This window comes from Zestomonas ipomoeae (genome assembly GCF_057128665.1).
In genome coordinates this window covers 19,260-39,045 of record NZ_JBSKHQ010000029.1, presented here as the reverse complement: position 1 = coordinate 39,045, position 19,786 = coordinate 19,260, and the positions used below count along the sequence as shown (strand labels likewise).

The 19,786-nt window shown below is 63.0% G+C and carries 18 protein-coding genes; 9 read left to right on the top strand and 9 right to left on the bottom strand.

Going from position 1 to position 19,786, the window contains the following annotated elements; all coding sequences use genetic code 11:
• Entirely contained in the window at window positions 1-435 is a 435-nt protein-coding gene (locus ACWKV7_RS22565; protein WP_483859950.1) for a helix-turn-helix domain-containing protein, read from the bottom strand.
• A 63-nt stretch (window positions 436-498) separates the two neighbouring features.
• Here ACWKV7_RS22565 and ACWKV7_RS22560 point away from each other — a divergent pair, with 63 nt between their 5' ends.
• Complete coding sequence (locus ACWKV7_RS22560) at window positions 499-1,005, top strand: DUF2938 domain-containing protein (RefSeq protein ID WP_483859949.1); 507 nt, start codon at window positions 499-501, stop codon at window positions 1,003-1,005.
• On the opposite strand, the gene ACWKV7_RS22555 is transcribed toward ACWKV7_RS22560, so the two are convergent.
• Both ACWKV7_RS22555 and ACWKV7_RS22550 read right to left on the bottom strand, forming a co-directional pair.
• A complete protein-coding gene (locus tag ACWKV7_RS22555) occupies window positions 1,002-3,020 on the bottom strand; it encodes a peptidase U32 family protein (RefSeq protein ID WP_483859948.1) in 2,019 nt (672 codons plus the stop codon). The two genes, ACWKV7_RS22560 and ACWKV7_RS22555, sit on opposite strands and share 4 nt — an antisense overlap.
• Before the next feature lie 396 nt (window positions 3,021-3,416).
• Entirely contained in the window at window positions 3,417-4,760 is a 1,344-nt protein-coding gene (locus ACWKV7_RS22550; RefSeq protein WP_483859947.1) for a choice-of-anchor Q domain-containing protein, read from the bottom strand.
• A gap of 247 nt (window positions 4,761-5,007) precedes the next feature.
• On the opposite strand from ACWKV7_RS22550, the gene ACWKV7_RS22545 reads away from it, so the two are divergent.
• Window positions 5,008-5,199 carry a CsbD family protein gene (locus tag ACWKV7_RS22545; protein ID WP_483859946.1) on the top strand — a complete coding sequence of 64 codons (192 nt, stop codon included), beginning with the start codon at window positions 5,008-5,010 and terminating at the stop codon, window positions 5,197-5,199.
• A gap of 306 nt (window positions 5,200-5,505) precedes the next feature.
• Here the strand turns inward: ACWKV7_RS22545 and ACWKV7_RS22540 are convergent, their stop codons facing one another.
• Window positions 5,506-5,754, bottom strand: a complete 249-nt coding sequence (locus tag ACWKV7_RS22540) for a hypothetical protein (RefSeq protein ID WP_483859945.1) — start codon at window positions 5,752-5,754, stop codon at window positions 5,506-5,508.
• 435 nt (window positions 5,755-6,189) lie between these two features.
• Between ACWKV7_RS22540 and ACWKV7_RS22535 the strand changes: the two genes are divergently transcribed.
• Window positions 6,190-6,603 carry a DUF4124 domain-containing protein gene (locus ACWKV7_RS22535; RefSeq protein WP_483859944.1) on the top strand — a complete coding sequence of 138 codons (414 nt, stop codon included), beginning with the start codon at window positions 6,190-6,192 and terminating at the stop codon, window positions 6,601-6,603.
• A 74-nt stretch (window positions 6,604-6,677) separates the two neighbouring features.
• Here ACWKV7_RS22535 and ACWKV7_RS23785 read toward each other — a convergent pair whose 3' ends face one another.
• The gene (locus tag ACWKV7_RS23785; protein WP_487249234.1) at window positions 6,678-8,315 is read right to left on the bottom strand and encodes a methyl-accepting chemotaxis protein; all 1,638 of its coding nucleotides are present in this window, start codon (window positions 8,313-8,315) and stop codon (window positions 6,678-6,680) included.
• Window positions 8,316-8,746: 431 nt separating this feature from the next.
• Here ACWKV7_RS23785 and ACWKV7_RS22520 point away from each other — a divergent pair, with 431 nt between their 5' ends.
• Window positions 8,747-9,490: a class I SAM-dependent DNA methyltransferase gene (locus tag ACWKV7_RS22520; RefSeq protein ID WP_483859943.1), complete on the top strand. Its 744-nt coding sequence runs from the start codon at window positions 8,747-8,749 to the stop codon at window positions 9,488-9,490.
• Between the two features lie 319 nt (window positions 9,491-9,809).
• Window positions 9,810-10,433, top strand: coding sequence for a hypothetical protein (locus tag ACWKV7_RS22515; RefSeq protein WP_483859942.1), 624 nt, complete (start codon window positions 9,810-9,812; stop codon window positions 10,431-10,433).
• A gap of 65 nt (window positions 10,434-10,498) precedes the next feature.
• On the opposite strand, the gene ACWKV7_RS22510 is transcribed toward ACWKV7_RS22515, so the two are convergent.
• Window positions 10,499-11,200 carry an FMN-dependent NADH-azoreductase gene (locus ACWKV7_RS22510; protein WP_483859941.1) on the bottom strand — a complete coding sequence of 234 codons (702 nt, stop codon included), beginning with the start codon at window positions 11,198-11,200 and terminating at the stop codon, window positions 10,499-10,501.
• A gap of 118 nt (window positions 11,201-11,318) precedes the next feature.
• On the opposite strand from ACWKV7_RS22510, the gene ACWKV7_RS22505 reads away from it, so the two are divergent.
• Window positions 11,319-12,218 carry a LysR substrate-binding domain-containing protein gene (locus ACWKV7_RS22505; protein ID WP_483859940.1) on the top strand — a complete coding sequence of 300 codons (900 nt, stop codon included), beginning with the start codon at window positions 11,319-11,321 and terminating at the stop codon, window positions 12,216-12,218.
• 206 nt (window positions 12,219-12,424) lie between these two features.
• On the opposite strand, the gene ACWKV7_RS22500 is transcribed toward ACWKV7_RS22505, so the two are convergent.
• From ACWKV7_RS22500 to ACWKV7_RS22490, 3 genes are all read right to left on the bottom strand, one after another.
• Entirely contained in the window at window positions 12,425-13,111 is a 687-nt protein-coding gene (locus tag ACWKV7_RS22500) for a GNAT family N-acetyltransferase (protein ID WP_483859939.1), read from the bottom strand.
• A 278-nt stretch (window positions 13,112-13,389) separates the two neighbouring features.
• Window positions 13,390-14,220, bottom strand: a complete 831-nt coding sequence (locus ACWKV7_RS22495) for an enoyl-CoA hydratase/isomerase family protein (protein WP_483859938.1) — start codon at window positions 14,218-14,220, stop codon at window positions 13,390-13,392.
• Window positions 14,221-14,252: 32 nt separating this feature from the next.
• Complete coding sequence (locus ACWKV7_RS22490) at window positions 14,253-15,014, bottom strand: SDR family oxidoreductase (RefSeq protein ID WP_483859937.1); 762 nt, start codon at window positions 15,012-15,014, stop codon at window positions 14,253-14,255.
• A gap of 149 nt (window positions 15,015-15,163) precedes the next feature.
• Between ACWKV7_RS22490 and ACWKV7_RS22485 the strand changes: the two genes are divergently transcribed.
• The 3 genes from ACWKV7_RS22485 to ACWKV7_RS22475 all read left to right on the top strand — a co-directional run bounded on the left by ACWKV7_RS22485 (window position 15,164) and on the right by ACWKV7_RS22475 (window position 19,664).
• Window positions 15,164-16,075 carry a LysR family transcriptional regulator gene (locus ACWKV7_RS22485; protein ID WP_483859936.1) on the top strand — a complete coding sequence of 304 codons (912 nt, stop codon included), beginning with the start codon at window positions 15,164-15,166 and terminating at the stop codon, window positions 16,073-16,075.
• Between the two features lie 370 nt (window positions 16,076-16,445).
• Window positions 16,446-16,826 carry a hypothetical protein gene (locus ACWKV7_RS22480; RefSeq protein WP_483859964.1) on the top strand — a complete coding sequence of 127 codons (381 nt, stop codon included), beginning with the start codon at window positions 16,446-16,448 and terminating at the stop codon, window positions 16,824-16,826.
• A gap of 255 nt (window positions 16,827-17,081) precedes the next feature.
• Window positions 17,082-19,664: an EAL domain-containing protein gene (locus ACWKV7_RS22475; protein ID WP_483859935.1), complete on the top strand. Its 2,583-nt coding sequence runs from the start codon at window positions 17,082-17,084 to the stop codon at window positions 19,662-19,664.
• Window positions 19,665-19,786 lie beyond the last annotated feature (122 nt).

Here is a 19,786-nt window from a genome sequence, read left to right as displayed (position 1 = left end):
CTAACCCGCGTGACGACCGTGCGGCTGGCCTCTCTCTCGGGTGGCGCTTTTTGCGGCCAGGCTCATCAGGCGCTGGAACCTGGGGCATCCGAGGTGGTTGTCTGCCGGGCAGTCGGCGGCGTGGCGCAGGCCGTCGCGCACTGCGGAAAGTCGCTTGATGGTGCGATCCAGTTGGTCGGCCTGGTCGCGCAGTCGCTGCCGGTCGATGACCGGCTGGGTGCCGGTTGCCAGCATGGCGGCGATGTCGTCGAGGGAAAAACCGGCCGCCCGGCCCAGTGCGATCAGCGACAGGCGCTCGATCACCGATTCGTTGAACACCCGCTTCAGCCCGTTGCGGCCGATGGCGCGGATCAGGCCCTTTTCCTCGTAATAGCGCAGCGTCGACGCGGGCAACCCGGACCCGCGCGAGACTTTGCCGATATCCAACTCCTTCATGCTTGACCTCAAGTCGACTTGAACTGGCAGGCTGATGAAACAGCGTTGCAGAGGAGTTCAAGCATGACAAGCGCGATAGTGTTGAACGCGGTACTGGTGGGTGTCGGTGCGACCCTGGTGATGGATCTCTGGGCGCTGCTGCGCCTGCGGGTATTCGGGGTCGCTTCGCTGGACTATGCCCTGCTCGGGCGTTGGCTCGGCCATATGCGCCACGGCCGCTTCCGCCATGCGGCGATCGGCAAGGCGGCGCCGGTGCGCGGCGAGCGGTTGCTCGGCTGGAGCTGCCACTACCTGATCGGCGTGGCGTTCTCCGGGGCGTTGCTGGCCGCAACGGGCAACCAATGGCTGTGCCGACCGACGCTGTTGCCGGCGCTAGCGGTGGGGTTATCGAGCGTCGCCGCGCCGTTGCTGCTGATGCAGCCGGCATTCGGCATGGGTCTGGCCGCTTCGCGCACGCCGCATCCATGGCGGCTCAGGGCGCGCACGCTGACCACCCACCTGGCGTTCGGCGTGGGCTTGTTCCTCGCGGGCTGGCTGCTGGCGCTGACAGGCGACCGTTGCGCGGGCTAGGCGCGTCCCGGCCGGTTGCGGATGGTCTTGAGCAGGTCTTCCGGGGTGATCTGGCCGACCACCTGGGTGGCTGCGCTGCCGGGTTGCGGCAGGCCGAGGATGTTGCCCTTGATCTTGCCGATCACGTGCATCTCGCACGGTTTGCAGTCGAACTTCAGGGTCAGTACCTCGTCGCCATGCACCAGTTGCATCGGCGCGACCTTGGTGCGCACGCCGGTGACGCCCTTGGCCTGCTTCGGACAAAGGTTGAAGGAGAAGCGCAGGCAGTGCTTGGTGATCATCACCGGCACCTCGCCGGTTTCCTCGTGGGCCTCGTAGGCCGCGTCGATCAGCTGCACGCCGTGGCGATGGTAGAAGTCGCGGGCCTTCTGGTTGTAGACGTTGTAGAGGAACGACAGGTGCGCCTCCGGGTATACCGGCGGCGGACTGGTCTCGGCCTTGCGGCCGCCACGCGGATGGGCTGCCACGCGAGCGGTGGTGAGTGCCTCGACGGCTTCGCGGCGTAGCGCCTTGAGCTGCGAGGCGGGGATGAAAAACGCCTGCGGTGCGTCCAGCTCGACGGCATCGGCGTGGTAGATCGTGGTGCCCAACTGGGTCAGCAGGTCGCGCAACTGCTCCAGCGCCTGTTCCGGCTTGTTCGCCGCGCCGAAGGGGCCATCCAGGCTTACCGTGGCGCTCACGCCTTCCTCGCTGGTGGCGGTCAGCACCAGGCGCGCTTCGCGCAGGGTGGCCTGCCAGCGCACGCCGATGCGGCGCTCGGCGGAGGTCTTCAGCAGCGCCTGTTGCCAGTCGTGATCCAGGTTGCGGCTGAGCGGGTGGTTCGGCCGCAGGCGGGAGAGGGCGGCGGGCATCTCGTTCGGCTCGACGCGGTAGCGCCAGCGTTTCTCGCCGTCTTCCTCGGCTCCTTCATAAAAGGTGTCTTTTAGTTCGGCAACGTTGGCGCGAAAGCCCACCACCTCGCGCTTGACCAGCACGTTTAGGCCGTCGCCGTTGGACAGCGGCGCCTGGGTCACGGCAATCAGGTCGCGCTTGTTGACCTTTTCCACGTGACCCACCGGCAGGCCGGTAAAGGTCGGCGAGTCGAAGGCGCCAATGTCGATCTTGCGGTCGGTGACGAAGTAGTCGGTGCTGCCGCGGTGGAAGGTCTTGTCCGGATCGGGCACGAAGAAGTGATCGGTGCGGCCGCTGGACGCCCTGGCCAGGTCCGGACGCTCGGCGAGAATGCCGTCCAGGCGCTGGCGGTAGTAGGCGGTGATGTTCTTCACGTAGCCCATGTCCTTGTAGCGCCCCTCGATCTTGAACGAGCGCACGCCGGCATCCACCAGAGCGCTGAGGTTGGCGCTCTGGTTGTTGTCTTTCATCGACAGCAGGTGTTTCTCGAAGGCCACCACACGGCCCTGGTCGTCCTTCAGCGTGTATGGCAGGCGGCAGGCCTGGGAGCAGTCGCCGCGGTTGGCGCTGCGGCCGGTCTGCGCGTGGGAGATGTTGCACTGGCCGGAGAAGGCCACGCACAGCGCGCCATGGATGAAGAACTCGATGGCCGCATCGGTGGCATCGGCGATGGCGCGGATTTCCTGCAGGTTCAGTTCGCGGGCCAGCACCAGTTGGGAGAAGCCGGCCTGGTCGAGGAATTTCGCCCGCTCCAGGGTGCGGATGTCGGTCTGGGTGCTGGCATGCAGCTCGATGGGTGGGATATCCAGCTCCATCACCCCCATGTCCTGCACGATCAGCGCGTCCACGCCGGCATCGTAGAGCTGGTGGATGAGTGCGCGCGCCGGCTCCAGCTCGTCGTCATGCAGGATGGTATTGATGGTGACGAACACCCGCGCATGGAAGCAGTGGGCGAACTCCACCAACTGGGCGATATCGCTCACCTCGTTGCAGGCGTTGTGCCGCGCGCCGAAGCTCGGCCCGCCGATGTAGACGGCATCGGCCCCGTGCAGGATGGCCTCGCGGGCGATATGCACATCGCGGGCAGGGCTGAGCAGTTCCAGATGGTGTTTGGGCAGAGACATGGCGGAGGCAACCGGCGTTGGAAAGGGGCGCATTGTAGCGGCCCGCAGCCGGGGAGGCATCCGTGGGCGGCCGGATGGCGCCGGTAGCGGCGACGAAGCGCTCCCACCGGCCCATTACCTGAGGTTTTACCTAGGGTCTGTTGACGTTTCGTCGCGAGCCGCGTTGCTGCGCCAAATGGCGCCAGGCTAGGCGCAGGACGTAGGGAATGGTCGTTCCCTTGCCAAGTCCTGCAACGACGGCTGGCGCCATTTGCCGCGCAACCCGCAGGGACGGGCCTGTTTTTGCGCGGCACGTCGTTACTCGACGGCTCATTTGGACGACCAAACTTCGCGTCTCGCGCCTAGTTCCGCGCAAAAACAGGCTCCGTCGCGGCCGTGACGAAACGCCAACAGACCCTAGGGCGCAGCCCGCTCATACGCGCCCAGGTCGCACACCGCCTCGCCGTCACCGTCGCCATCCAGCGGTCGGGGCTGGCGGCGCTGATCGTGCCCGGGGCAGGCGCCGACTCCCGTATCCAGTGCCGGGCTGTTCTCACGCACGACATGCACGTAGGTGCGGTCGTCGACGGTGGACAGTGGCTCGACCAGGCGTGTGAGGGTTTCGGCATCGTCGATGAACAGGTCGGCCGGGCAGTTGCCCCAGGTGTTGCCCAGCAGCAGGCCGCTGGCCTCGAACTGGAACTTGTCGCCGAAGTTCCAGCAGGCGGTCGAGTAGCCGAAGAGCTCGTCCAGCATGCCGGCGATCACGCTGTTGCGAATCCGCAGCCTGCCGCCGTTCGTGAGGCCAACGCCGACGCTATCGACGATGGTCACGTTGACCAGATCCATGCTGGGTATGCCTTCCGGGCTGGGTGCCTCGTTGAGGATCACCGTCGCCAGCGCGTGGTTGGCGCTGAACGTGGAGTTGGCCACCCGCATGTGGCCCCCCTTTTCATTGAGGATGACGCTGGCACCGCCGAATTCGGGCGTCCAGTTGCCGACGAAGGTGCTGCGGGCGATATCGGCCGTGCCGCTGTTGTACAGGGCTCCGGCAAAACCATATTCGGAGCCGCCATCGTTGTCTTCGAACAGGGAATCACGCACGAGCGATTGGCCCTCGTTGTACAGTGCGCCGCCATAGCATGGATCTCCGAGCAAGGGCGAATGGTGTCCTTGGGCCTTGTTGAGTGTGAGCCTGGATGAAAAGACACCCAGCGTGCCGAAGTTGGCGATGGCACCGCCGCGACAGATATCGCCGTTGTTTTTTGCTCTGGCCCGGTTATCGGTGAGGGTCACCCGCTTCAGAATGGCTTCGCCGTGGTTCTCCAGTGCTCCGCCGTAGAAGAATGCCGAGCCGCCGCTGATCGTTATTCCCTCCAGCGCAAACCGGGCGCCCGGCAGCACTTCGAAAATACGGTCGTTCGAGCCTTCGCTGCGAATCTCGGTAGTGTCCTCGCCTTGCCCGCGAATGAGCAGATCGTCGGTGATATCGAGGTCGCCCGTCTGGTTGTCGTCCTCGTCGGGCGAGGGACTGTCGGCGGGTGCCGCGCGGCTCAGGATGTAGGTGCCGCTCAACTGGATGCGATCCGGCCCGGGCTGTCCGTTTGCGGCCTGCACGGCGTCTCGCAGCGAGCAGTGGGCGTCGCATACGCCGTCGAACTCATCCTTATCGGTGGTAACCACGAACTCCGTGGCCAGCGCCGTGGCGCTGAACAGCATGAACGGCAGGGCTTTGCAGAACGATGAAGAGAAGGGGGACATGGGCGTCTCCTTGTGCGATGTCCTTGGTGGGGCGCGGAGACGACCGGATTCCGCGAAGGGCCAGGCTAGAGCGGTGGCTCCGGTCCGTGGCTAAGCCATAAGTGGCCCTTTTTCGCTATTGGTTCCCTCGGGCTCGGCCGCTCGAGTGCCTGCAAGCGCGGCGTCGGGATGAACGGTCAGAATTAAACCGAACCTCTGCCCGGCGGCAGCCTCGAAACCATTGCAACCACTGGAAAGGAGGTGCCCCATGGGCAGCACTGGAGACAAGATGAAAGGCCACGTCAACGAAACCATCGGCAAGGCCAAAGAAGGTATCGGCAAGGCCACCGACAACCAGCGCCTGGAAGGCGAAGGGGATGCCCAGCAGATCAAGGGCAAAGGCCAGCAGATCAAAGGCGATGCCAAGGATGCGATCAAGCGCGGCGTCGACAAGACCTGACTAGCAGCACTGCCGTCGAGCCGGGCACGTCGATAAGTGCCCGGCTTTTTTTGTGCGGTTTACCGCTCGGGCCAGGGAGCCTTGGTTTCGCCCGGGCCCCAGCGTTCCCGCCCATGGCTGCGTGCTATTTGCGCGGCTACCCAGACGTTTCCCCGACGGCGGGTCCATAGGGCGATGCCGAGGCTGCGGCGTTGCCTGCTCCTGGATACCGGCCTTCGCCGGTATGACGGGGTGGGTTGGAGTAGCTGGGGATGAACCAATGCCCGATCGCCTCGGTTCCCGCTGCGCCTCCACGGGCAACTGGGCTCAGTGGTTGGCCGCGAGGAACAATCCGGCGGCGAGGAAGGCAACGGCCATGATGATGAGCTGGTGGACCGCGTTGTCCCTGAACTTGTAAACGGTAGTGCCCTTCTTGGCGTACACGTCACCCGTCATCGCAATGAGCAGGGTGGCTGGCAGGAAGAACAACAGCGTGAGCATGATGAACCAGCGCCGCCTGAATACCGGCACGGAGTCATAGGAAATACGGGTTTTCTCGAATCGTTTGACGTCCATATCGTTGATGCTCTCGATTGTAAGTGGCGAGACGGGGTTCGCCGGAGGGCCACAAGGCTGGGCGATTCTACAAGCGTGACCTGCTCAGAGCAGTGCTTTGGTTCCTGTCCAGGCGTATGTCGTGCGGGATTCGGGGCAAGTGAGGTGCGTTTCCGCTCGGCGATCAAGAGGTCCGCTTCCCCAGTCCTGTTCCATGCTGGCACAATGCTTGGGCCGGGTCGTCGCTCCGGTCCTGCCTACTCGTATTCAAGGAAGAACGATGAATGACTCCAGTTTCAGTTCTCGCGGCCGGTTTGCGTCAGCAAGCGCGCGTTCGCCTGGATCGGCTTTTCCCCTCGAACCGCTGGCTCGTCGGAAGACGGTCCGCTCTCGATCTCGGTTCAATCAGTGTGCTGCAAGGTCCAACGCCCGGTTTCAGAGAGAGGAGACGGTCTGATGAGCCTGCTTAGACCGATAGCGCCTCTCTGGATCCTGGCCGGTATCTGGCTATGCCATGGCAACGTTCATGCCGAGATTTACAAATGGGTAGACGAGACTGGGAAGACCCATTACTCCGATAAGCGACCTGATGTCGCTACGGAAGCGGCCAAGGAAAACATCGATCAAGTCGAGGTGGGCAAAGTCAACATTGCCGACAACTACAACGTCAGGAGGCTCGCCGACGAAATGGCTGTCCATCGGCAAAAGGCAGAGCGGGAAGCCGTCTGGAGACAGCAGGAGCTTGAGCGGGAACGGTATCGCCGGATGCCTCCGCCCCCGCCACCGGAAGTAGTCGTTGACCGCGACCTGCAGGAGCGGCGTGTCCGCAATCGCCTGGCCCGCCAGCGAGGGGAGCCCGCTATCTATTGAGTGCGGATTAGCCGCAAACCATAGTCAAGCATCGGTGCCAGCGACCATCTATGCCATCCCTGGCTATCGCCGCCTTATAGCTTGAAGAAGCTGACCTTGTCGGTCAGCCGGTTGGCCAGGGTGGCCAGTTCCCGGCTGGACATAGCCACCTGCTCGGAGCCGGCGGAGGTTTCCAGGGTGGCGCTGTGGATGCGGTTGATGTTCTGGTTGACCTCTTCGGCCACCGAACTCTGCTCTTCCGATGCGCTGGCGATTTGCGCGTTCATGTCGTTGATGGCGGTGACTTCATTGCGGATCTTGTTCAGGGCGGCTTCCGCCTGGCCGGTCTGTTCCACGGTCTGCTGGGCCAGTTCGCGGCTGCTGCGCATCACGTCGGCAGCCTTGCCGGCCCCTTCCTGCAACTGGGCGATCATGCCGCGTATCTCACGGGTGGAGTCCTGGGTACGGGTGGCCAGGGAGCGAACCTCGTCGGCCACCACCGCGAAGCCCCGGCCGTGTTCGCCGGCCCGGGCCGCCTCGATCGCGGCGTTCAGGGCCAGCAGGTTGGTCTGCTCGGCGATGGAGGTGATGACCTCGATGATCTTCTCGATGCTCTCGCTGTCCCTGGACACCTGCTGCACGCTCTCGGCGGCGCTTTCCAGGGTACGCGCCAGACTGTGAATGGCACTGGCGGTGGCGCTGACCACCTGGTTGCCGGTGACCACCTCGATGTTGGCATTGCGGGTGGCGGACGCCGCGCTGGCCGCATAGTTGGCCACTTCGCTCACGGTGGCGGCCATCTGGTTGATGGCGGTGGCCATCTGTTCCGCCTCGCTGGATTGCAGGCGAATCTGCTGGTTGTTGCTGTCGGACGTGGTGAGCAGTTGGTCGGAGGCCTGGGTCAGCTCGCTAGCGGCGTTGCGCACCTGGACGATCGTATCGGCCAGGTGCCTGAGCATGCCTTGCAGGGCCCCCATCACGCTGTCCGGGTAGCGGGTCTCGATACGCTGGCCGAGTTCGCCCTGGGCCAGGCGCTGGATGGCTTCGGCCACCTGGTGGGGCTCGGCCCCCAGGGTGGATTTCAGCTTGTTGATGATCACCAGCGAGACGCCGACGCTCAGCAGCACCGCCGCTGCCGTCACCAGCAGGATCAGCAGGCGAAAGCCCCCGGCCGTCTCGCGTACCGCGTGGATGTTGTCACCGATATTGTCTTCCTCGTAATCGATGAAGGCGTTGATGCGCTTGAGCCACTCGCTGTAGGCGGGCGCTACCTGGGACAACAGCATGGCTTGCGAAGCCTGCCCCGGACCCTGGCGGCGCAGGTCGATGAGCTGTTCGGTCAGGGCCATGGCCGTGCGCTCGATGTCCTTGATGGCTTCCAGCAGGCGTTGCTCGTCGGCGTCTTCGGCTTGCCCACGAATCAATTGCTCCATGGTCCGCGCCGAGTCCTGATAGAACGCGTCCAGGCGGCGGATGTCGGCGAGGTGGACGTTCAGAGCCTGGTCGTTATCCACCAGCACTGCATCGCGAATGGCGATCGCCCGGTCGTGCACGCTGCCGCGAAAATTGATGGCCTGACGTTGCTTGAGGCTCTTGCCATCGCTGACCTCGGTCAGGGTGCGGTCGATGAAGCCGACGCGCTGCACACCGATCAAGGTGATGACCACCATCAGGGTCAGGATCATTCCGAAGCCCAGACCCAATCGCTGCGCGATGCTCATGTGTTCTTGCATGGTTCAACTCCTCTTGCCTGGCAGGCAGCTACTACGGGATGCATGAAGAGAGAGTTGTCGTGCGCTGCTCGCTACTCTCGCCGGATAAACTTATACACGATTCATTTTATGTACAAGTTATTCGAGGCGAGCGGTCATGTCGAATTGCCATATAGGCCGTATAACCATTGATTATGGCGTTTTAGCCACTTTATTGGCCGGTGTTGTACAGGTTTTTCCAGACTCAACAGGCCATGGCAGGCGCTTTGTACAGATTCTCTTGCCGGGCATGGGGCGGGCACTGGTTGTCGCCGGCAAGCTGCGAACATCCTCCTGCGTGCTCGGTCATGCGCCTATCGTGCCGCCAATGCCTCCGTCTGGCCTTTGGCCAGCTCCTTCTCCTGACGTTGGGATATGATGCGCGCCCCCAACCTCCGGCCAGATCGATCACCATGCCCGGCAATGCGCTCTACACCGACCTGTCCGGTTACTACGACCTGATGTGCGCCGATATCGACTATCAGGCGCAAAGCCACGGCATTCAACGCTTGCAGCGGCTTTTCGGCAATGGTGGCGCCCGCCATCTCGACCTGGCCTGTGGCACCGGCCCGCATGTGCGTCACTTCATCGATGCGGGGTACGAAAGCAGCGGGCTCGACATCAACCAGCCCATGCTGGATCGAGCAGCGCTTCGCTGCCCGGAGGCCCGGTTTTCCCTGCAGGACATGTGCGCCTTTACCGTGGCCGAGCCGCTGGACCTGATCACCTGCTTCCTCTACTCGATCCACTACAGCGCCGGCATCGAGCGGCTCGAGGCCTGCATCGCCAGCGTGCACGCCGCGCTCGACGCCAGGGGCGTGTTCTGTTTCAACGCGGTCGACAAGGACAGGATCGACAGCTCACTCTCCGTAACTCACAGCGCCCGGCACGCGGACGGCTTGTTCACCTTCAGCTCCGGCTGGAACTACAGCGGCGAAGGCGATCGGCAGTCGTTGAAACTTCGCATCGAGAAAACCAACTCCAGCGAAACCCAGGTGTGGCGCGACGAACATGCCATGGTCGCGGTGGGGTTCGAAGCGTTGCAGGCGCTCTTGCGGCCTTGCTTCGAGGTGCACGTACTCGAACACGACTACGAGAAAATCCTGCCGTGGAACACCACCTCCGGAAACGCCATCTTCGTCTGCGTGAAGAGCTGATGCACCGTGGCTTGGTGGTCCCGTTGCCGTCCGGCGCCTGCGCGATTCGTTAGGTTTCCCGCCGAGCGCCGCCACCGCCATTCGTTTCCCGCGGGCCGCCCCGGCTCTCCGGGCAAACAGCGATCCCCGATGCGCGGCCGATGACATTCCCACAGCGCGGACGGGTGGCAGCGGGTCGAGTCCACGAATCGCCCATTGAAAGCGTACGGCAGCGCTTGTTGCGTCTATGGTCAGTAGGGCGAAGGCAACGGCGTATCGATTGCAGGGAGGGTCGATCTCCCACTGCCTCAAGATGGATAGGCCCCTGGAGGACGCTGCGATGGCATGGGCAAGGCAAAAGAGATTCAACAACGTGGGGCAGGGAGGCAACGCCGCGGGCGTGTGCGAGGCCGCCGTCTGTCTCTGGTTAAGACGCATCCAAGCGCGAGTCGGCAAGTTCAACTGTGGCAGTAGCGCCGGCGACTACCTGCCGACGACGGCCGAAGCGGACAGGCTCTACAACCAGTTCGAGGACGGCACCTACCTCTACCGCTTCATCTCCTACTTGTCGCAGCAGGTCTTTGCGGGGGTTGCGGCCAACAACAGAAATGGCGACCTCAACAACGCGGACAGCTTCGGCGTGGTCTGCTCGCACTATTCGGGAAGCCAGGCCGGGGCCACCGAGCATTTCTGGTCGAATCTCATCGACACCGGCATGGTGCGCGGCGACGTGCTGTTTCTCAATCTGACGCATACCGCCGGAGGCGAGGGGCATGCGGTCGGCGTCTATAAGGGGAGCGACTATATCTGGGTCTTCGATCCCAACTCCGGCCTCTATCGAGGCAACGTCCAGGACGGCTGCTGCTGCAGCGCCGATACGCACCTTGCGGCGCAGTACCTGGCCAATCTGACCACGGGGTATTGGGACAATCTGGTCTACTACGGCATCCATATGCGGGCGTAGGTCACGCAAGGGTCGCTGGGCAGGCCGCGCCTCGCGCGGTCGGAACCGCGCGGCGCAGGCCCTCATCAGGCCGGTTCAGGCGTGCGCTCTGCGTGCAGCGCCCGTTGCAGCTCCGCCACCAGGGCATCGACCTTGTTCATGCCTTGGGCCACCGACTGGGCAAGCAGCTCACCGCCCACTTCCTGGCCTTCGATCGCCACTTGGTGCACGCGGGTAATGCCGATGAAGCCGAGGGCGGTTATCAGGTTCGGCTCCAGATGATTCATATGGGCCAGCTCGCCACCCATGTCGAAACCGACCCCGCCCCTGGCCGTGAGGACGACGGCATGCCGTGGCCGGTCGGCCAGCATCGGCACATACGGATCGAGCGGCTTGCTTGCGTCGAAGGCCACGGTTCTGCCGGTGCGTACGATCTGGTCGATCCACGCCTTGAGCGCGGCCGGCATGCCGAAGTTGTAGAGCGGTGTGCCGATCACCAGCACATCCGCCGCCACCAACTCATCGACCAGTCGGTCGCTCTCCGCCAGCGTTTCCCACATCCAGGGCTCGCGCTGCTCCTCCGGGGTAAAGGCGGAGGCGATCCAGTCATGGCTGATGAAAGAGGGCGGGTTCTGGCCGATGTCGCGGTAGGTGAGGGTGTCCTGCGCACGACGGGCCAGCCATCGGCTGACGAAGCGGTGGCTGAGGTTGCGGCTGTGGGAGCCGTGGAGATCCTTACCGGCAAGGCCGGGGCGGGCGCTGGCGTCGAGGTGCAGAATATGGGGCATGGTGCCTCTCCTGTCGAAGTTGAACTCATCTGTAATTCGCAGCAGACTCAGGCTAAGTTCAGTCGCCAAGCGCGACAAACGACGATTATTTTCCCTTACGAATGAGAGAAACTCAGCCATGGCACAGCGCTGGCTCCCTTCGCTTTCTGCCCTGCGGGCCTTCGAGGCCGCCGCTCGCCACGAGAGCGCCAAGCAAGCCGCAGAAGAACTGTCGGTGACCGCGACGGCGATCAGTCACCAGATTCGGGCGCTGGAGGAGTCGCTGGGCGTTGCGCTGTTCCTGCGCAAGCCGCGCCAGCTCGAACTGACCGCCCAGGGGCGCGAGCTGCAGCAGGTGTTGGAAACCGCGTTCGACAGCATCAGCGCAACGGCGACCCGCCTGAGCGCGCTGCCCTGTCGCCAGGCCATCACCCTCAGCACCACGCCGGCGGTGGCGGTGCGCTGGCTGCTGTCCTGGGTCTGCCTGCTGCGCGACGCCCATCCGGATATCGACCTGCGCATCCATGCCTCCCATGAGCCGGTCGCACTGGATGGCGTCACCGCGGATATCGCCATTCGCTACGGCGATGGCCGCTGGCCGGGGCTGGTGGCGGAGAAGCTGTTCGACAACACCTTCATCCCCGCTTGCAGCCCGCTGCTCGGCTTGCAGCACGCGGCCGACCTGCCGAGGCATTCGCTGATCCACTTCCGCAACCAGGCCGTTGTTTCGGCGCCCATCGACTGGGCGACGTGGCAAAAAAAGGCCAAGGTCCCGGGCCTGGATGTCAGCGCCGGGCTGGTCTTCTCCGACGAAACCCACGCCGTCTCTGCCGCCATCGGGGCGCAGGGCGTGGCGCTGATGAGCCGCCAGCTGATCGAGGACGAACTGAAGGAAGGGCGCCTGGTACAGCCCTTCGGCCCGGAGCTGGAAGGCAAGCCCTTCTTTCTGGTGTACCCGGAAAACCGCAGGAACGACCCAACCATCCGCGCCATACGGGACTGGGTCATGGCCGTGCCGGGCGGGCTATGCACGCTATAGCCGCGTAGGGTGGATGACGCTTTTCCCATCCCCCATTGCGGCTATCCAATGCACCGGGTGGTTGGATGATTGGCCGTGGTGGACAAGCTTCGCGTTGTCCATCTACGCCGGCACCATCCGGTAGGGTGGATGACGCTTTTTTCATCCACCATGGGGACCATGCGGAGTGTGAATGACGCTCCTTTCATCCACCAAGGCCCATTCCCTCAATGCAGACGCCGACGTTCCCGAACCAGCATGTCGGCCTGGTGGGCCAGTTGGTCGAGCAGGCGGTCGCGCTTTTTCTCCGCGTCGCTCATCGCCTTGGAGCCGTGCTGCTTGAGCAGGTAGGCATGAATCTGCCGGACTTCCTTGGACTGGAAGATCGGCGCCAGGTCCTGCACCGCCACCCAACCATCCGAGGCGTGGTCGCGGATGTTCATCAGCACCTGCGGCCCGCGCGCGGCCAACACCTGAAAACCCATGGCCTCGAAGGTCGGCACCTTGCCCGCGACGCAGGCCAATGCAGCGTGCGGATGGAGCATGCGCATCTGCTGCAGCATGGCGCGGGCCATGCCGTGGCGTCGATGGCTGGCCTTGACGGCGGTATAGAGCAGGGTGCAGGCGTCGGGATCGTCCGCGCTGGGCAGGTAGAGCGCAAAGCCCAGCACCTGGGACGGGTCCTGGTCATCCAGGGCGAGAATCAGCCGGGCGCTGCTGTCCGCCTCGCTGCCCATAGCCTGTAGGTACAGATGCACCTCGAAACCGATGACGTACTGGTACAACTGGTAGAGCGGGTTGCTCGGCGTCCGCGGCGCGGGACTGAGGTCGCTGAAGTAATCGACCACCATCTGCAGCACCTGGCTTTTCAGGGACTCGGGCGGTGGCGTGTTGAGGTGAGTAAGGGTGAACATCGAAGACTTTGCTCCGGGGCGGAGTGCCCGCGTGGGAATCGGCGATGGCGGCATTGTAACGTTGGCCGGCTGAGCGTTCTTGCCCGTGCGCGCAGGCATCCCAGGTCGGCTTGATACGCGCGAGCGTTTTTCGCCGCTGATTCGGGGCTCGGTCATGCGGCGGACAAGCTTCGCGTCGCCCACCCTACGCATTAATCCACCGGCTCGGCCGCGCAGAGTGGATGAGGCTGTGCTCATCCACCGTTAGGGAGGCCCGGATACCCGGTCTACGCGCTGGGCTAGATAGGGTGGGGATATCTCACCAACAGCTTGCCCAGCTCCAGTTCCATGGTGCCTTGGCCTTGGCCGCCCTGGGCGAGCATCCATTTCACGCGCTCAAGGGTTTCTGGCCCATGCATGTCGGCAACGAAGCGCTGCGACTCATCCGCGAGGGTCTCTTCATCGAGCCTGCTGCCGCGCTCCACCACCGCTTTGACATTGGCGATGCCGTTGGCCGGGAATCCGGCGATGCGCCGGGCCAACGCAGTGCAAAAGCTGCTGAGCTGTTCGCTTGGCAGTGCACGATTGATCCAGCCATAGCGCTCTGCCGTAGCGGCATCGAAATCCTCGCCGCCCAGGCACACTTCCAAGGCCCGGCCCTTGCCCAGCAGTTGTGTCAGGCGCACTGTGCCACCGGCTCCCGGTAGCAGCCCCACGCCAATCTCCGGTTGGCCCAGCACGGCGGTTTCGCGCGCGGCGAAGCGCATGTCCAGTGCCAGCAGAAATTCGCTTCCCGCGCCGCGGGCGCGGCCGTTCAACTCGCCGATGGTGACCTGGGGCAGACGGCTGAAGCGGGTGAAGAGCGTGCTGAGCAGGCTGGTCGTACCGGGAGGCAGGGCGATGGGCGGCGCGTCGAGTTGGCTGCCCAGGTCATAGTGAGCCAGGAAGAAATCCGGATTGTCGCTGCGAAAGATGACGACCCTGGTCTGTGTGTCGGCCTCCAGCTTTTGCGCCAGACGGAGCAGGTCGATCACCATGGTGCGGTCGACCAGATTGATCGGCGGGTGATCGAAACGCACCACGGCGACTCCCTCATGATCGTCGCGGGTAAAGCTCTGGTATTCGCTCATCGTTCTTTCTCTCAATGGCTGAAGTGCATGGCTTACTGCGCGGTGAGGCCGCCATCGACCGGTAGGGCGACGCCAGTGGTGAAGCCCGCCGAATCGCCGGATAGATAAAGCACGGCGGCGGCGATTTCCTCGACGGCGCCGATCCGCCCGATGGGGTGCGCGGCCACTACCAGGGCCACATGCTTGGGGTCGTCCGCGCTGGCGCGCCGGTACATTTCGGTATCGATCACCGCCGGACAGACGGCGTTCACGCGAATATTCTGGCGGGCGTATTCAAATGCAGCCGACTTGGTCAGCCCGATCACCGCATGCTTGGAGGCCGAATAGATGCTCTGCTTGGGCGCCCCGATCAAGCCGGCAACCGAGGCGGTGTTGACGATCGAGCCGCCGCCTTGGGCAAGCATCGCGGCTAGCTGGTATTTCATGCATAGCCACACGCCTTTTACATTCACCCCCATGATGGCGTCGAAACAATCTTCGTTGCCGTCGGCCAACTTGCACTTCTCGATCTCGATCCCGGCATTGTTGAAGGCGCAATCCAGCCGGCCATAGGTCGCAACGGTTTCTTCAATCAAGCGGCGCACCTCGGCCGCGCAGGACACATCGCAGCGGATAAACGCTGCCTCGCCGCCGGCCGCCGCGATCGACGCTACGGTCGCTTGACCGGCTTGGCTGTCGATATCGGACACCACCACCTTGTATCCACTATTGGCGAAGGCCAGAGCGGTGGCGCGACCGATGCCATTTGCCGCGCCCGTTACCAAGGCGACTCGGCCTGGGCTTTTCTCGTTCATGTCACTGCCTCGTTTTGAGCCCTGTCTGGATGCAAGCCACTCGTTGCGATGCACGCGCGCTGGCGGGCATATCGTCAAGCTAGGAGCGGGCATGGATGTCGCCATGCTAGGTGCCTGCCTATAATTAGAAAAATGATGGTTCTTCATTGATGGACATGAACGAAAATAATTACTCTTCCCCCATAGCACGCCTGGATCTGAACCTGTTCCGGGTCTTCGCCGTGATCTATCGCGAACGCAATCTCACCCGCGCTGCCGAGCAGCTATGCGTCAGCCAGTCGGCCGTCAGCCATGCGCTGGCCCGCATGCGCCAGCAGCTCGATGACCCGCTGTTCATCCGCGAAGCCCAGGGGGTTGTACCCACGCCGCTGGCCATACGGATCTGGCCGGACGTTCAAGAAGGGTTGGGGTTTCTGCAACGAGCCGCAGCCCACAGCCATAGCTTCGAACCCATGCGTGACATCGCCGCGGTGACCCTGGCGATGCTCGAGGTGATCGAGCCTGGGGTTTTGCCGAGGTTGGTCAAGGCGCTGCATGGTGCAGTGCCGGGCATTCGCGTCACCAGTGCGCGGATCAAACGTTCAACGCTGAAGGCAGACCTGGCGACTGGGCGTCTCGACTGCGCGATTGATGTGGCGCAGGCTACCGATGACGAGCTGATGCACAGCTTCCTCAGTCGTGACGAGTTTGTCGTGGTCAGCCGCTCAAGCACCGCCATCGACCGCGATGCGTACTTCGCTGCGCAGCACGTCACGGTATCGTCGCGGCGCATGGGCTACGGGGTCGTAGACTTCGAACTGGCGCGACAAGGCAGCAAACGGCAGATTGCTGCGCGGTGCCAGCACTACGAGTCGGCCTGTCGTCTGGTGGCCGGCAGCGACCTGCTGCTGACCATGCCCCACAGCCTGGCGATGTCCAGCAACGCCTACCTGGGCAACCATATCCACCCCTTGCCGGTGAGCGTGCCGGGTGTGGAGTTGCACCTGTTCTGGCACCGAAACCGTGAGGCGGACCCGGCCAACACCTGGCTGCGGCACACCCTTATCAGCGCCATGCAGTAGCGGCGGGCCTTGTTGATCGTTGCCACGCTCCGCGTGCGAACGCCTCTAGCGACGCTCCGGGAATCCATCGGACAGGATTTCCGCCGGGGCAGGGTCGATGGGCAACCGCAGCCATCCCATCTCGCGCAGTTCGGCAAGCGGCTCGTGATGAGGTGGCGGCCTTGGCCATGAGTTCCTCCTTGAACTCGGCGCGCAGAGCGTGGGAGCGATCAAAAACGGCAACAGGCCCTAATCGCTCCTGTGTTCGGCTGTCTTGAACAGGGTGGGCAAGGTTCGCGTGGCGACCAGCGGCAGCCCCGGAGCGAACACGCAAGCTGTGGCTTGGGATAGGTTACGGGTACCAATCCCAAGAACCACAGGAGTGATCGGCATGATCGGTAAGCTCGTTTCCACCGGGTTTCGTGTGGCCACCTTGCCCGCGCGGCTGACCTTTCGCAGCGTTCGTGCGTTGGCCATGACGCCTGCCGAAGCCAGCCGCCTGGTGGCGGGCATGCGCGACGCCTCGGACCAGGCGGTGCGGGAGATTCAGCAGATGCTGGCCAGTGTCGATGCCGAGATGGGCCTCAAGGCCGCGCATCTGAGCCGTGACGAAAAGCGCGCGGCCGCCGAACTGGCCCTGTACGCCGCCGAACAGCACCTGAGCATGGCGGCGATCAATATCCTGCGGGCCGTCTGGCTGACGTTGAGCGCTGCCGAGCCGTTGCCGCCCGCTGAGCCTGACGGGCGGCTCGAACGCCAGACCAAGGGCTGAGCCGTCGCGCCGAACCCGAGGCGCGGATGCCTTGATCGTCGAGGCGGCCGGAGGCTACGCGCCATTTTCCCTGCAGGGCGCTGTTTCCACCCGATCGCTCATTCCAAAGCCTTCGCTCTCAGGCGAGGGCGCTGCTGACCAGGCTGCGCCAGCACGCCTCAGCCACTCTGTGGCTACACTGCCAGTGATAAGAAAAGTGCCGTTAACGGCTACAAACGGAGGCACCATTCCGTGCACCTGTACCGGGTAGTCCGCATGCTGGTTGTAGTCCTGCTGGCCTGTCTGAGCCTAAATGCCTGGCCAAAACCGGAGCCGGTCGAGATTACCCCAGCGTCCAAGATCCAGGCCCACTTCGAGTTCTGGGAGGACGTCACGGGCGAAGCCTCGATTGAGCAGGTGGCAACCCTGCCAGACGAACGCTGGTCGCTGGTGCCCGAGGGCCGCGCCACATTCGGCCTGACCCAATCGGCCTACTGGCTTCGATTTGCGGTCAAGAACCAAACCCCGACGTACCAGAACCTGATTGCCGAACTGGCTTACTCACAACTGGACGATGTGGTTTTCCACGTATTCGAGGAAGGCGTTGAAGTCAAAACGCTCAAGACGGGTGACAGCCAGGCGTTCTACCCACGCGATGTGGATCATCCGAGCATGTTGTTGCGCCTGTCGCTGGCCCCCGATCAGGTGAAGACCCTATTTGCCCGCGTAGCGACGAACGGGACCATGGTTGTTCCCCTGATGATCTGGCGCGAGCAAGCGTTTTTCGAATCCGCCGCCTACGAGCTGAAACTGCACTTTTTCTACTACGGCAGCATCTGCGTCATCATTCTGATCAATCTCGCCGTGTTCCTCAGCTTGCGCGAAAAACTGTACCTCTACTACGCGCTCGCCCTGGTGGGCTACCTGCTGTTTTTTGCCTCGATCAAAGGGTTCAGTTTTCAACACCTGTACCCAAGCATGCCGCAGCTGCATGCCAAGATTCTGCTGGTCTCGATACCGGCTCTGGCACTGTTTTCACTGCTGTTCTGCCGGGAATTCCTGGACACCCGCATCAGCACGCCAAGGCTGGATAAGCTGCTGATCGGCATGATGGTTTTTGAGTCGCTGTTTCTCCTCTCGGCACCTTTTCTGGACTATTTCCGGGGTATTCAGCTGGCCTCATTTTCAGCCCTGTTCTTCTTCTCACTGCTGCTGGCTGCTGGCCCGATCGCCTGGGCCGCCGGCGTGCGGGCCGGGGTATTCTTTACCCTGGCCTGGACGCCCCTGACGATTGGCGTCATGGCCACGGCCGGTAGAGCGCTTGGCGTCTTCCCTGAAAACTTCTTCACGGAAAACGCGATGCAGATGGGCTCAGGCATCGAAGCCTTTATCCTGACCCTGGCGCTGGCAGACCGTCTCTATCGGGAGCGTGAAGACAAGATCATCGCCCAGGCGGCCAGCTTGCAGGAGGCGCAATCCAGAAATATCGCCCAGAAACAGCTCACCGAGGCACTGACCCATGACCCGGTGACCGGTCTGCCTAACCGCAACCGCTTTGAGTTGATGGTGGATCAACAACTGCAAGAACACCCCGAGCGCCACTACATGGTGGGCTTGGCCCGTATTTCCCGCCTGGATGACATCAACCGCACCCTGGGCTTGGCCAGAAGCGAATGGGTGATGAAATGCGTGGCGCGGCAGATGACAGAGTTGGCCGCCGGCTTGCCCTTCATCCAGGTCACGCTCGACGACCAAGGCCGCGAAGAACGTGTGTACCACCTTTCAGGCGACTGCTTCTGCCTGCTGGTGGACATGGAAAAGGCCGAAAACAACTTTGCAGCGCTCAACCGCGCGCTCAGACGACTGGCCGAACCCTTGCAACTGGACCACCTGGCAATCGAGCTACAACCGCGTTTCGGCGCCGCCGCTTACCCCCAGCATGGCCAATCGGCTGCCGAGCTGATTCGTAACGCCCATGTCGGCATGGAAATCTCGCCTCGCAGCGGCAATGAAACCGGCATCTACTCACGCAAGTACGATATCTACAGCGAGAGCCGCCTGACGCTCATGGCCGACCTGCGCAATGCTCTGCAGCAGGGGCGGTTGCTGCTCCATTACCAACCCAAACAGGACATTGCATCCGCACGGATCGAAGGCATAGAAGCCCTGGTGCGTTGGCATCACGCCGAGCGTGGCTGGGTAAATCCAGCCGATTTCATCCCCCTTGCAGAAGAAGCGGGCGTTATCACCCAGCTCACCCACTGGGTCATCCAACAGGCCACTCAAGACCTGGCAGAGCTGCGCCAGACAAACCCGGCGTTAACCGTCGCGATCAACCTGTCGGCACGCGATCTGGAGTCTGCCGACCTCAAGGACGTCTTGGACAAGGCTCGCCAGCGGCATCAACTGCAAGCCAGCGCGATCACCCTGGAAATCACCGAAACTGCGGCAATGCGCGACCCTGAAAACAGCCTGCAGGCGCTCAATGGCTTGGCCACGCTGGGATACAAAATCTCCATCGACGATTTTGGCAGCGGCTACTCCTCCCTCTCCTATCTGAAGCAACTCCCCGCCTCGGAACTCAAGCTGGATCGTTCACTGATTCACGACATCTGCACCCGCGAAAACGCGGATGTCATCGTCACGACAACCATCCAGATGGCCCACAGCCTCGGCTATCGCGTGGTCGGTGAGGGAATCGAAAACAGCGAAACAGCCAACCGCCTGAAAACAGAACGCTGCGACTTAATACAAGGCTTTTGGCTGTGCAGGCCCAAACCGATCGAAGAGCTTAAGCAGTGGCTTGTCGAATTCGATGGAGAACGATGGATAGCTCAGTACGGATCAGGGAAACGATGAAATAGACGTCCTGATTGATCGTTCCCACGCTCCGCGTGGGAATGCAGCCGGTGACGCTCCGCGTCACGAATCCCGGCGGTCCACCTTGATCACCCCCTCCACCCCGGCATAATTCCGCGCGC